The sequence below is a fragment of the Acinetobacter equi genome, from assembly GCF_001307195.1.
GTDB lineage: Bacteria > Pseudomonadota > Gammaproteobacteria > Pseudomonadales > Moraxellaceae > Acinetobacter > Acinetobacter equi.
In genome coordinates this window covers 775,780-789,704 of the sequence record NZ_CP012808.1, presented here as the reverse complement: position 1 = coordinate 789,704, position 13,925 = coordinate 775,780, and the positions used below count along the sequence as shown (strand labels likewise).

Below are 13,925 nucleotides of genomic sequence, written 5' to 3'. Positions count from 1 at the left end.
TGGATGATTATTTTATGATAATCATCCAATTAGCCAATAATTAAAAGACTCCTTTATAAGCGCTTAGTTTATTGTTTTAGCTTAAAAGAAGTTTAATATTTGAAAAGAAGCCTTACACTGTGAACTCAATTATTCTCCCATTATCTACTGCCCCAAGAATAGTAAAACAAAGCTTCTTGTTAGCAATGGATTTTTTAATTTTTCCAGTTTTACTGTGGCTTTGCTACGCTATTCGGCTATTTAATTTAGCTGCCGATGTTGTGCCAAATATCCCATTAGGTCCTTTGTGGATAACAACAATTGCAACGTTGATGCTTGTTTTTTGCGGTGTTTATCAATTTATTGTTCGTACTTTTAATGAAGCCTTTATTACTAAGCTTGCTTTAGCAACGCTTTTCACGGTTATTTCTTTATATTTATTGGCTTATTTCACACCTGCATTTATTCCAATGTCGATTCCATTAATGTTTGGATTTATGATGTTTGCATGGATTTGGTTGAGTCGAAGTTTTATAAGATTTATTGTTCGTTCACATTTTAAATCTGATGTGCCTCGTAAACGAATTGCGATTTATGGTGCTGGTTTTGCTGGGCAACAAATTGCAGCATTACTCAGTAAATCAGATGAGCATTTACCTGTATTTTTTATTGATGATAATTTATCTTTGTCGGATCAAATGGTGGGGCGTTTACGTGTATATAATGCAGATCAAGCCATTAAATTATTAAAGAAAGATAAGGTTGATGAAGTACTTATTGCATTACCTTCGGTCAGTCGCCAACGTAAAAATGAAATTATTAAGTTTTTAGAACCAACATATTTAAAGATTACTGAATTACCAAGTTTAACGCGCTTGGTTGATGGTGATGTACGCATTTCAGATATTCAAGAAGTTGATATTATTGATTTATTAGGACGAGATCCAATTCCACCAATTACTCAATTGTTAGCAAAAAATATTGATCAAAAAGTGGTGATGGTGACCGGTGCTGGTGGATCTATTGGTTCTGAGTTATGCCGTCAGATTATTAAAAATAAACCAAAGATGTTACTTTTATATGAAGTAACTGAATTTGCACTTTATCAAATTGATAAAGAGTTACGACAAACTTCAAATATAGAAATTGTGCCAATTTTAGGAACGGTATTAGACCAAACTAAATTGGAGCGTATTATTCAGCAATATCAAGTAAAAACGGTATATCACGCAGCGGCATATAAACATGTTCCTTTGGTTGAATGTAACCCTATTGCAGGTTTAAAAAATAATGCCGTCGGAACAGCATTTAGTTTAAATGCTGCTGTAAAACAAGGCGTAGAAACCTTTGTATTGATTTCAACAGATAAAGCAGTACGCCCTACAAATGTAATGGGAGCATCTAAGCGATTGGCAGAGTTATATTGTCAAGCTGTTGCAGAAGTTGAAAAGAAAACACAGATTAGTATCGTTCGTTTTGGTAATGTATTGGGATCATCAGGTTCGGTTGTGCCATTATTTAAGCAACAAATCGCCAAAGGTGGTCCCATTACAGTCACTCATCCTGATGTTACACGCTACTTTATGACTATTCCTGAAGCATCACAATTGGTTATTCAAGCAGGAGCAATGGGACAAGGTGGTGATGTTTTTTTATTGGATATGGGACAACCAGTACGTATTCAAGATTTAGCACGTCAGATGATTTCTTTAAGTGGATTAAAATTGAAAGAGCATCAACATGATGATGGTGATATTGAAATAAAATATACAGGCTTAAGACCTGGTGAAAAACTTTATGAAGAGCTATTGATTGATCAAGAAAATACAGAAATTACAGAGCATAGTCGTATATTACGTTCTTATGAAAAACATTATTTGTTAAGTGAAGTGTTAGATATAATCAATCGTATCAGTGAGTTGACAGCAACAGAAAATGATATCAACTGGGTTTTAACTCAATTGGAATATTATGTGGATGGTTATCAACGTAGCGATCGTATTCAGGTAAACTAAGCATAGATTAATATTTTAGGCTTTGGTATGAGTATTAAAAAAGCAATTCTTCCCGTAGCGGGTTTGGGCACTCGGTTTTTACCAGCGAGTAAATCGATTCCTAAGGAAATGGTGACAGTTGTTGATCGTCCTGCAATTGAATATGTTGTGAAAGAGGCGATTGCTGCAGGCATTGAACAGATTATTTTGGTTACACATTCTTCAAAGGCTTCAATTGAAAATTATTTTGATAGTAATTTTGAACTTGAAACAACTTTAGAGAAGAAAAATAAATTTGATTTACTGAAAGAAATTACTGAAATTTTACCATCACATGTGAGTGTGATTAGTGTTCGCCAACCTCAACCATTAGGTTTAGGGCATGCTGTATTATGTGCAAAAGATATTGTGGGAAATGATGATTTTGCAGTTTTACTTCCGGATGTTTTAGTGAAAGATGCTGATCCAAAGAATGATTTGAATTTGATGATTCAACGTTTTAGTGAAACACAAGCATCACAAATTATGGTTGAAGCTGTACCTGACGATTTAGTTGATCAATACGGTATTGTGGATGTCGCATCAACTCCTGAAGAAGGTCATAGTATTGCAATGCAGGGGATTGTTGAAAAGCCTGCTATTGGAACTGCACCATCGAATCTTTCAGTAGTTGGTCGTTATATTTTGCCATCAAAAATTATGCAACTTTTAGAAAAAACACCTAAAGGTGCAGGTAATGAAATTCAATTAACAGATGCAATTGCAATGTTGCAAGATACAGATGTTGTTGAAGCTTATCGTATGAAAGGACAAACTTTTGACTGTGGTAGCAAAATTGGTTATTTAAAAGCTGTACTGCATTATGGTGTAGATCATCCTAAATTAGGAGATGAGTTTAAGTATCTTATAAAAGAATTAAAATTATAAAATACGGAGATTTTATGAAAGTTACAATATTTGGGCAAACACTTTACTCGGGTGTAATGGCTGCATTACTTGCTGAGTGTGGTCATCAAGTTTATTGGTGTGACGTTTTAAAAAAAGCAGCACTTGAACAAGCCTATGCTCAAGATGAAGCTGTTCAACGTTTATTAGATAAACAAGAAACTTATGGATTTCTTCAATATTGTAATTTTCACGAAATTCCTTTGGATGTTGATGTTTATTTCTTTAGCTTTAATCCTGCTGAAGAATCTCAAGGTTTTGATATTTTAAATGCATTACAACAAAGACCAATTATTCATCCTAAATTGATGATTAATGCCTCTACATTGGGCTTGCATGGAACTGAGAAATTTAAAAAAATTCTAGCGAATGACGAATGGGTATATTTACCTGATATTATTCAGGAAGGAAATGCTTTACAAAGTTTACTTCAAGCAAAACAACTGACAGTTGGTTGTATGCATGAAATGAGCCAATTAAAAATCAAAGAGTTATTACGTCCTTTATTTCCTCGTGCTCAACAGTATTTATTTATGCCAATTTTAGATGCTGAATTTACTAAATTAAGTGTTTCAGGAATGTTAGCAACACGTATCAGTTATATTAATGATTTAGCACTTGTTGCGGAAAAGCTCGGCATTGATATTGAAAATGTACGACAAGGAATGGCTGCTGATAGCCGAATAGGATCAGCCTATTTATATCCAGGTACTGGCTTTGGTGGTGAAAATTTTTCACATGATATCTTAACATTGGCAAATACTGTATCTGATACAGGAATGAAAAGTCAGCTTTTATCTCAAGTCTGGGATATTAATGAACAACAAAAAGAAATTTTATTTCGAAAATTATGGAATTATTACAATGGCGAATTAACAGGAAAAACAGTGGCAATTTGGGGAGTCTCTTTTAAAGAAAATACTTCACGCATACAACAATCTCCAATTCATACCATGTTAAAAGCATTGTGGGCACAAGGTGTTATTGTAAAATTACATGATCCTCAAGCATTATCTGAAATAGAAAAAGTATATGGACAAAGAGAAGATCTAATTTATTGTACTGACCAATATGAGGCAGTAACAGATACACATGCATTATGTTTATTAACAGCATGGAAGCAATATTGGAGTCCAAATTACGCGACTTTATTGAAATTAATGATACATCCGTTGATATTGGATGGACGAAATATTTATGATCCCAAATATATTAAGTCTCAAGGCTTTGCTTATATTGGAGTAGGTCGTTAATGGAAAATGAATTTCAGCGTACTTCAATTGAAAAGCAAGTAAAATTAATTGCTGATTTGAATAAATTAAAAGATGAGTTTAAACAAAAACATTTAACAGAATTATTTGAATTTAATCCTGAACGTTTTAAAGAATTTTCAGTTAGTTTAAATCCAATTGTTTGTGATTTTAGTAAGCAAAGAGTTGATCAGAAAGTCATTCATTCTTTGTCTGCATGGGCATCGGTATGTAATTTATCTGATGAAATTAAAAAACTTTTTTCAACGGAAGCAATTAATTATACTGAAAATCGAGCGGCAATGCATTGGGCATTGAGACTACCTAAGAATGATTGTAAAAATCAGGAACTCTCATCTTTAGTACATGAGCAATTACAGCGTATGTTTACGCTAGTGAATAAGATTCATGCAGGTCAATACAGAGGAATGACAGGTGAAGTCATTCAAGATGTTGTGAATATTGGTGTGGGTGGTTCTGATTTAGGACCACTTATGGCGAGCTATGCACTTTCTGATTTTAAACAAGAAACGGCAAAACCATTAAATATTCATTTTGTATCCACGATTGATGGTAGTCAGTTATCTGAACTTTTACATAAATTGCGTCCAGAAACGACGTTATTTATCATTTCATCTAAGTCATTTGGAACAATTGATACCCTATCGAATGCACAAACAGCAAAAATTTGGTTAGAGAAAGCATTAGGCGAAGGATCTAGAACGTTAAAACATCATTTTATTGGAGTTTCTACGAAGCCTGAAAAAATGACAGCATGGGGCATTTCACTAGAAAATCAGTTTTTATTGTGGGATTGGGTAGGTGGTCGCTATTCTTTATGGTCTTGTATTGGTTTACCTATTGCATTGACTATTGGTGTTGAAGGGTTTCAACAATTTTTAAATGGTGCTTATGAGGTCGACCAACATTTTCAACATGCGCCATTTGATAAAAATATTCCTGTTTTAATGGGTTTGTTGGGTGCTTGGAATAATAATTTTTTAGATATTCAAACACATGCAGTGTTACCTTATGATGGGCGCTTAAAGTATTTTGCACCGTATTTACAACAATTGGAAATGGAGTCGAATGGTAAGTCGATCCAAAGAAATGGTCAAAAAGTTGAATTTGATACTTGTCCAATTATTTGGGGCGAAGTAGGACCAAATGCACAGCATGCATTTTACCAATTATTGCATCAAGGCACACATTCTGTAAGCAGTGACTTTATTGCACCAGTTTATCGTTATAATTCTAATCAGTTTACTTATGTAGATAGTGCAGAAGCATTAATTGAACAGCATAATTTGGCTTTATCTAACTGTTTAGCTCAGTCACGTTTATTAGCATTTGGTAATGAGGCATTGGATGCCGAAGAGGTATCAACATTACCTGAATATAAACAATATGAGGGTAATCAACCAAGTACAACAATTCTTTTACAAGAATTAAACCCATATAGTCTAGGAATGCTTATCGCAATGTATGAGCATAAAGTGTTTGTACAATCTGTTCTTTGGAATATCAATCCATTTGACCAATGGGGTGTTGAAAAAGGCAAAGAAATTGCGAATCAATTGTTACCTATTTTAAATGGCGAACAAGTGAATACCTCACAATTGGATGCTTCGACTAGAGGTCTTTTAGATATCTTATTAAGGGCAAAGCATGAATAAAATTTTAGTGACTGGTGGGGCTGGTTATATTGGCTCTCATACTTGTGTTGAATTACTCAATACTAATTATGATGTGGTTGTATTAGATAATTTATCTAATAGCTCTATTGAGTCGTTAAAAAGAGTACAAGATATTACTCAGAAGACTTTAACCTTTATAGAGGGTGATGTTCGTGATGAGAGTATTTTAAATCATATCTTTCAAACATATAAGATTAATGCAGTTATTCATTTTGCAGGCTTAAAGGCAGTTGGTGAAAGTCAAAAAATTCCACTAGCTTATTTTGATCATAATATTGGTGGTTCTATTTGCTTGATTAAAGCAATGGAAAAAGCGCAAGTTTTTAATTTAGTTTTTAGCTCTTCTGCAACGGTATATGGTGAAAATAATATTTCTCCGTATCACGAAGATATGCCATTAGGTATACCTACGAATAATTATGGTTATACCAAAATGATTGTGGAGCAATTATTGCAAAAAACATCTTTGGCAGATGAACGTTGGTCAATTGCCTTATTACGATATTTTAATCCTGTTGGTGCGCATAAAAGTGGGAATATTGGGGAAGATCCACAAGGTATTCCAAATAATCTCATGCCTTTTGTGACTCAAGTTGCGGTAGGTCGTCGTGATAAACTTTCTATTTTCGGATGTGATTATCCAACTGAAGATGGAACATGTGAACGAGATTTTATTCATGTGGTTGATTTAGCTAAAGCACATGTTTTAGCAATTGAAAATAGGCTCAATAATATAGGTTGCCGTGCTTGGAATATTGGAACAGGAACGCCTATTTCTGTTTTAAAAATTAAAGAAACCTTTGAAAAAGTGAATAATATTAAAATTCCATTTGAATTTTCTCCTCGAAGAGAAGGTGATTTAGCAAGCTTTTATGCAGATAGTCAACGCGCTCAACAAGAGTTAGGTTGGGTTGCGGAGCTTTCTTTAGAAGATATGCTGATTGATAGTTGGAATTGGCAGAACAAAAATCCAAATGGGTATAAATAATACGTAAAAAAGAGCCCTTTAGAGCTCTTTTTTATTGCAAATTAAGCTTGAATTAATTGTGTTAATTCGTCTACATAACTTTGCATAGGTTTTGGTTGTTTATCTAAACGGCTTTCAATATTTAAGCGTAATAGAGGTTCTGTATTCGATGCACGAACATTTAAACGCCAAGCACCAAAATCTAAACTAATGCCATCAGTTTTATCAATACTTGGATTTTGTGGCGCAAAATGATCAAAAATCTTTTGAATCGTGATTTGCGTATCTGTCACTTTAAAATTAATTTCACCTGAGCAAGGGAATTTAGTAATCATATCTTCTACTAATGAAGAGAGCGATTGTTGAGTTTCAGATAATACAGATAAAGTCAGCAACCATGGAATCATACCACTATCGCAGTAAGCGAAGTCACGGAAGTAATGGTGAGCACTCATTTCACCGCCATAAACAGCATTATGTTCACGCATTACATCTTTAATAAATGCATGACCAGATTTAGATTGAACTGCTATACCATTGTATTGTTCTAAGACATCAAGTGTATTCCAAACAAGGCGAGGATCATGTACCACTTTTTCGCCAGATTGTTTTAATAAGAATGCTTGAGCTAATAGACCAACAATATAGTAACCTTCAATAAATTGCCCTTTTTCATCAAATAAGAAGCAACGATCAAAGTCACCATCCCATGCAATACCCATATCTGCTTGATGTTCAATGACGGCATTACGTGTGCTATCGCGGTTTTCAATTAAAATAGGGTTAGGAATACCATTCGGGAAAGTACCATCTGCTTCATGATGGATTTTAATGAATTCTACAGGAACTTGAAGTTGCTTGAATTTTTCTTCAATGGCATCAATCACATGCCCAGCAGCACCATTTCCTGCATTTACGACAAGTTTGAGTGGGCGAATTTTTGTAGGCTCAATGTAAGTCATCAAATGCTCTACAAACTCAGGTAAAATATTATATTTTTCTGTAGTACCTTTATTTGCTACTTCAATAAATTGATTAGATTCAGCGAGTGATTGAATTTCTTTTAAACCTGTATCCGCACTGATTGGGCGAGCATTCTCACGAACCAATTTCATGCCATTATAATCCATTGGATTATGGCTTGCTGTAACTTCAATACCACCTTGAACATCTAAATGGAATGCAGCAAAGTAAACTTCTTCAGTACCTGTCATTCCTAAATCAATGACATTCACACCAGCATCATTTAAGCCACGGATTGTTGCTTGTTTAAGGTCTTCACTCGTTAAGCGTACATCACAACCAACGGCAATTGTTTTGGGTTGATAAATTTGACCATAAGCACGACCAATTTTATATGCTATGTCTTCATTGAGTTCTGTACCCAATTTTCCACGAATATCATAAGCTTTAAAACAATTTAGCTTTGTCATTTCTACTTTCCAAAAATTAGAAAAAAGCTGGAAAATTTCCAGCTTTTTTTATCTATTATTCAACTGTTACAGATTTTGCTAAGTTTCGTGGTTGGTCAACATCTGTACCACGCAATACTGCCACATGATAAGATAGTAATTGAATTGGAATACTGTAAACAATTGGCGCAAGCGTTGGATGTACAGTTGGTACATTGACAACATGTTGACGGTCTTTCGATTTAATACCACTATTTTCATCCGCAAAGACAAAAAGTTCTCCACCACGTGCTTGAACTTCTTCCATATTAGATTTTAATTTATCTAACATGTCATCTTTCGGAGCGAGAATGACGACAGGCATTTCGTTATCTACGAGAGCTAATGGACCATGTTTGAGTTCACCAGCAGCATAACCTTCAGCATGAATATACGAAATTTCTTTGAGTTTTAGAGCACCTTCTAAAGCGATAGGGAAGTGCGTGCCACGCCCTAGGAATAAACAATGCTGTTTTTCTACAAACAATTCCGATAATGCTAAAATTTCATTATTATTTTGTAGAGTATCTAAAAGAATTTTAGGAATATGCCAAAGGTCAGCAATCAGTTGAGAAACTTGTTCTGCTGTAATAGTTTGTTTAACTGTACCAATTTTTAAAACTAAGAGCATTAATGCTGCAAGTTGTGTGGTGAATGCTTTAGTTGAAGCAACACCAATTTCAGGACCAGCGAGCGTTAAAAGGCTATAATTTGTTTCACGAACCATAGAGGAGGTTGCAACGTTACAAATAGCCATTGTTGTAATGTCTAAATGTTTGCTTACTGCACGCTTTTGAATGTCACGTAAAGCAGCCAATGTATCTGCTGTTTCACCTGATTGGGAAATGCATAGATATAATGTTTGATTCACAATAACAGGTGAGCGATAACGGAATTCACTTGCAATTTCAACTTGGCATGGTAAATCAATAAGCTGTTCACACCAATATTTCGCAATCATCCCTGCATGATAACTTGTACCACAGGCAATAATTTGAATTTGCTGAATATTCTTAAATTGATCATTTGCATTCGCTAAGAAATCTTCACGTAATGCATTACCATTTAATGCTTGAGAAATGGTTTGTTTAATCGCTTCAGGTTGCTCATAAATTTCTTTGAGCATGTAGTGTTTATAACGACCTTTAGAAGCATTAGTGACTGTAGCATCTAATTCTGTAATAGGGCGTTCAACCAATTGACCATCTACAAAAACTTCAATTGTTGTTCTTGTTAAACGTGCAATATCACCTTCTTCAAGGTAAATAAAACGATTAGTAATTGGCAAAAGAGCAAGTTGGTCTGAACTGATAAAGTTTTCACCAATTCCCACACCAATGACAAGAGGAGAGCCTTCACGTACAGTGATAAGTTCATCGGGATGATCTGTATGAATAATACCAAGTGCATAAGCACCCTTAAGTTTTGGTACTACTAAACGAACTGCTTCTAATAAGCTAGGTGTAGATTTTAAAGCATCATTGACTAAATGTGCGACAACTTCAGTATCTGTTTGTGAAGTAAAAATATAGCCTAAAGTTTCAAGCTGATCTTTGAGTTCTTGGTAATTTTCAATAATACCGTTATGAACAACAGCAACATTACCTGAAATATGAGGATGAGCATTATTTTCAGTAGGTTTACCATGTGTTGCCCAGCGCGTATGAGCAATACCTAATGAACCATTTAATTGTGCATCTAAAACAGCTTGTTCTAAATTAACAACTTTACCTACACGACGTTCACGGAGAATTTGTCCTTGATTAATAAGTGCTAAACCTGCTGAATCGTAGCCACGATACTCTAAGCGTTTTAAGCCTTCAATTAGAATATTACTGATATTACGCTCTGCAACGCCACCGACAATACCACACATGATAAATCCCCCTTATTTATTAACTTTTTCTGGACGTTGATAATTTTCTTTAGAAAATTGTTTAGAGCGTTCTACAGCTAAACTATTTTCGGCAACATCACGAGTAATTGTAGAACCAGCACCAACTGTTGCACCATTTGCAATAACAACAGGGGCAACCAATGAGCTATTAGATCCAATAAATGCATGATCACCAATGATGGTTTTAAATTTATTTGCACCATCGTAGTTACAGGTAATTGTTCCTGCACCAATGTTTGAGCCAGCACCGACTTCAGCATCACCAAGATAAGTGAAATGATTAGCTTTAGAGCCTAAGCCAATATTTGAGTTTTTAACTTCAACAAAGTTACCAATATGAACTTCATTGGCAAGATGAGTACCAGGACGCAGGCGTGCAAAAGGACCAATTGCTGTATTTTCACCGACATTGGCATCTTCAAAAATACTATAAGGTTTAACAACAGTTCCTGCTGCAATTTTTGTATTTTTTATGATACATCCAGCACCAATTTGTACATTGTTACCAAATTCGCAATGGCCTTCAATAATAACATTGATGTCGATACAAACATCTTGTCCTACAAGTAATTCACCACGTAAATCGAAACGTTGAGGGTCAATTAAATGTACGCCTTGCTTCATTAATTGTTGTGCTTGATAACGTTGAAATTCACGTTCAAGTGCTGCTAATTGAATACGGTCATTTACGCCTTCAACTTCAAATGCAAGTTCTGGCTCTACAGATGCAACTTCCAAACCATCTTCAATTGCCATTGCAACAATGTCGGTTAAATAATATTCACCTTGAGCATTTTCATTGCTGATTTTAGGTAACCATTCGTGTAATTTTGCATTATTTACACAATAAATGCCGGTATTAATTTCTTTAATTTGACGTTGTTCATCAGATGCATCTTTATGTTCTACAATCGCTTGGATTTTATTATTATGACGAACAATTCGACCATAGCCTGTAGCATCATCTAAAGTGAGTGTAACAAGCCCAATACCTGTTTCACGTGAAACGCTGAGTAGCTTTTCTAAGGTTGTTGGATTAATACAAGGAACATCACCAGATAAAATGAGTGATACACCTTCTGTTGGTAATACAGGTAGTGTCACTTTAACGGCATGACCTGTTCCAAGTTGTTCTTTTTGCTCAACCCATTGAATATTTTCATGTGAAAATGCTTGTTGAACTAAATTTCCAGCATGCCCAAAAATAGTAATAATATTTTCTGCATTTAGTTTTTTTGCAGTCTCAATAACATGGCCGAGAAGAGGGCGTCCTGCAAGAGGTTGTAATACTTTTGGCAAATTCGAGCGCATTCGAGTTCCTTTGCCTGCTGCAAGAATAATCACAGAAGTTGACATAATACACCTTGGAAATTTGGCTTTAAGCCAGTGAGATATAGAGGTACAGGAGAATACAAAGAGCAGCCCAAATGCCAGCAATAATGTCGTCAAACATTATACCGAAACCGCCACCAACTTGGCGATCAATAACACGAATCGGCCAAGGTTTCCAAACATCAAATAAGCGGAAGAGTGCAAATGCAATAAAAATCCAAGACCAACTTATTTGAGAAAAATAAATGAGAGGAAGAAATGTAATAGATTGTCCAGCGAATTCATCCCAAACAATCCGACCATCATCATGAACACCCATGACTTTGGCAGTATGACCACAAATATAAATACCAATTAAAGACATTAATATAATGGCAATAACAGAGTTCCAAAAGCCTAAAAAAAGCCAAATAGGGACAAAAAGTAAAGCAAAAGCTGAACCAAAAGTCCCAGGTGCTTTAGGAGCAAGTCCTGAACCAAAACCGACACCGCAAAATACGATGAAACGGTTAAACCAAGACATGTCTTTAAATTTAATAGCTGGCTTATGCAAAGTGTTGGTATCCATTAAACTCTAATAATTGAAGTTGATTATTTTGAGTGAAGTGTAATCCTAATTCTTGAGTAATTTTCCCTATTTTTGTAATAGGAGTATCAATTTTGTTAGATTTAAGTGCTTCATATTTCTCAGGAGATAATGTAAAACATAGCTCATAATCATCTCCTCCTGCAAGGGTATATTGCAAAAGTTTATTTTGTTCTAAGTTTTCTAATTCTGGTGAAATAGGTAGTTGATCAATATCTAGAATTGCACCAACATTTGATGCTTTTAAAATATGTCCTAAATCTTGTGCAAGACCGTCTGAAATATCAATCATGCTATTTGCATAATTTTTGAGAATATTTCCTAGTTCACAACGTGGTGTTGGATAATCTAAGCGTTTTTGTAATAGATGTCCTAAATGATGTAGTGCAAAAGCAGCATCACCAACGGTACCACTTACACAGATATAATCACCAACTTTAGCACCTGAACGAAGTACAGACTTCCCTTGTTCAATCCAACCAAGTGCCGTAACAGAAATGGTTAAATGAGGGCTTTGAGTGGTATCACCACCAATTAAACTCACACCAAATTGATCGCAACAATCATAAAGACCTTGGCTAAAACCTTTGAGCCAAGCATGATCAATTTGGGGTAAGCTCAATGCCAATAAAATACTATGTGGTTTTGCACCCATTGCAGCAATGTCAGATAAATTGACAGCAACAGATTTCCAGCCAACAGCATGTGGATTAGTATCTAATGGGAAATGTCGACCAGCAACGAGAGTATCGGCACAGATGACCAATTGTTGCTGTGGAGGGGGAGTGAGCAAGGCTGAGTCGTCACCGACCCCTAAATCGACAGAATATTGATTCTTGCGATTAAAATAGGTGTCGATAATCGAAAACTCAGCCATACAACAAATCTACTTAAAACTTAATTAGCTTGTTGTTTTTCTGCTGCACGTAAAGTTGTTGCTAAACGATCTAATACACCATTGATGTATTTATGGCTGTCTGCACCGCCAAAATGTTTAGCAAGCTCGATTGCTTCATCTAAAACAACACGATATGGAATTTCAAGATGTTCTTTTAATTCATATGCACCGAGACGTAGCGTCGCGAGTTCAACACCATCTAAGGCACTAATCTCACGATCAAGCACAGGGATTAAGAGCGCATCCAATGCTTCATGATTGGCAACCACTTGAGTCAACAATTCATGATAATAGCTGAGATCCACTTTATGCATTGCATTTTCAACACGTGTACGTGCTTCAATTTCATGCACAGGATTGTGGCTCATTTGCCATTCATAAATTCCTTGTACAGCAAAGCGACGTGCTTTACGTTTTGCTGCATAAGCTGCTTGAAGTGTTTGCGACATAGCGTTAAATAGCCTTTAACAAGTTAACCATTTCAATTGCAGTAAGGGCAGCTTCGCTACCTTTATTACCTGCTTTTGTACCAGAGCGTTCAATCGCTTGTTCGATACTATCCGTAGTAAGTACACCATTAATTACTGGCAAGCCAGTATCTAGACCAACCACGCCTAGACCTTTAGCACATTCACCAGCAACAAAGTCGAAGTGAGGTGTGCTACCACGAATCACAGCGCCTAATGCAATGATGGCATCGAAACGATCTGACGCAGCTAATTTTTTAGCAACGACAGGAAGTTCCCAAGCACCTGGTGCATGAACAACAGTGATATTATCATCTGATACGCCATGACGTTTCAATGTATCAATTGCACCATCTAGTAGATGTTCGACAACAAAGCTATTAAAACGACCAACTAAAATCGCGTAACGGTCTTCGTTCGCGAGATGTAACAAACCTTCAATACGGCGAACAGCCATAGAAA

General features: G+C 35.5%; 12 protein-coding genes. 5 read left to right on the top strand and 7 right to left on the bottom strand.

Annotated features, from left to right (window positions below):
• The first annotated feature begins 119 nt into the window (after nt 1–119).
• From AOY20_RS03695 to galE, 5 genes are read left to right on the top strand one after another with little or no spacing between them, the layout of a single operon-like run.
• Nucleotides 120–1,994, top strand: coding sequence for a polysaccharide biosynthesis protein (locus AOY20_RS03695; RefSeq protein WP_054580607.1), 1,875 nt, complete (start codon nt 120–122; stop codon nt 1,992–1,994).
• Between the two features lie 27 nt (nt 1,995–2,021).
• Nucleotides 2,022–2,900 carry a UTP--glucose-1-phosphate uridylyltransferase GalU gene (gene galU / locus AOY20_RS03690; RefSeq protein WP_054580606.1) on the top strand — a complete coding sequence of 293 codons (879 nt, stop codon included), beginning with the start codon at nt 2,022–2,024 and terminating at the stop codon, nt 2,898–2,900.
• A 14-nt stretch (nt 2,901–2,914) separates the two neighbouring features.
• Nucleotides 2,915–4,171 carry a nucleotide sugar dehydrogenase gene (locus AOY20_RS03685; RefSeq protein ID WP_054580605.1) on the top strand — a complete coding sequence of 419 codons (1,257 nt, stop codon included), beginning with the start codon at nt 2,915–2,917 and terminating at the stop codon, nt 4,169–4,171.
• Nucleotides 4,171–5,844, top strand: a complete 1,674-nt coding sequence (pgi, locus tag AOY20_RS03680) for a glucose-6-phosphate isomerase (RefSeq protein ID WP_054580604.1) — start codon at nt 4,171–4,173, stop codon at nt 5,842–5,844. Before AOY20_RS03685 ends, pgi begins: the two co-directional genes overlap by 1 nt.
• Nucleotides 5,837–6,853, top strand: coding sequence for a UDP-glucose 4-epimerase GalE (galE, locus tag AOY20_RS03675; protein WP_054580603.1), 1,017 nt, complete (start codon nt 5,837–5,839; stop codon nt 6,851–6,853). The genes pgi and galE overlap by 8 nt, the downstream gene beginning before the upstream one ends.
• 41 nt (nt 6,854–6,894) lie before the next feature.
• Here galE and AOY20_RS03670 read toward each other — a convergent pair whose 3' ends face one another.
• Genes AOY20_RS03670 through ribH form a run of 7 tightly spaced genes read right to left on the bottom strand, consistent with a single transcriptional unit; the run spans nt 6,895 to nt 13,920 of the window.
• A complete protein-coding gene (locus tag AOY20_RS03670) occupies nt 6,895–8,265 on the bottom strand; it encodes a phosphohexomutase domain-containing protein (protein ID WP_054580602.1) in 1,371 nt (456 codons plus the stop codon).
• A gap of 55 nt (nt 8,266–8,320) precedes the next feature.
• Nucleotides 8,321–10,159, bottom strand: a complete 1,839-nt coding sequence (gene glmS / locus AOY20_RS03665; protein WP_054580601.1) for a glutamine--fructose-6-phosphate transaminase (isomerizing) — start codon at nt 10,157–10,159, stop codon at nt 8,321–8,323.
• A gap of 12 nt (nt 10,160–10,171) precedes the next feature.
• The gene (gene glmU / locus AOY20_RS03660; RefSeq protein WP_054580600.1) at nt 10,172–11,536 is read right to left on the bottom strand and encodes a bifunctional UDP-N-acetylglucosamine diphosphorylase/glucosamine-1-phosphate N-acetyltransferase GlmU; all 1,365 of its coding nucleotides are present in this window, start codon (nt 11,534–11,536) and stop codon (nt 10,172–10,174) included.
• Nucleotides 11,537–11,558: 22 nt separating this feature from the next.
• The gene (locus tag AOY20_RS03655; protein ID WP_054580599.1) at nt 11,559–12,080 is read right to left on the bottom strand and encodes a phosphatidylglycerophosphatase A family protein; all 522 of its coding nucleotides are present in this window, start codon (nt 12,078–12,080) and stop codon (nt 11,559–11,561) included.
• A complete protein-coding gene (gene thiL / locus AOY20_RS03650) occupies nt 12,058–12,975 on the bottom strand; it encodes a thiamine-phosphate kinase (RefSeq protein ID WP_054580598.1) in 918 nt (305 codons plus the stop codon). Before thiL ends, AOY20_RS03655 begins: the two co-directional genes overlap by 23 nt.
• 20 nt (nt 12,976–12,995) lie before the next feature.
• On the bottom strand, nt 12,996–13,445 hold the full coding sequence (nusB, locus tag AOY20_RS03645) for a transcription antitermination factor NusB (protein ID WP_054580597.1): 450 nt from the start codon (nt 13,443–13,445) through the stop codon (nt 12,996–12,998).
• A 4-nt stretch (nt 13,446–13,449) separates the two neighbouring features.
• Nucleotides 13,450–13,920 carry a 6,7-dimethyl-8-ribityllumazine synthase gene (gene ribH / locus AOY20_RS03640; protein WP_054580596.1) on the bottom strand — a complete coding sequence of 157 codons (471 nt, stop codon included), beginning with the start codon at nt 13,918–13,920 and terminating at the stop codon, nt 13,450–13,452.
• Between the last annotated feature and the right edge of the window lie 5 nt (nt 13,921–13,925).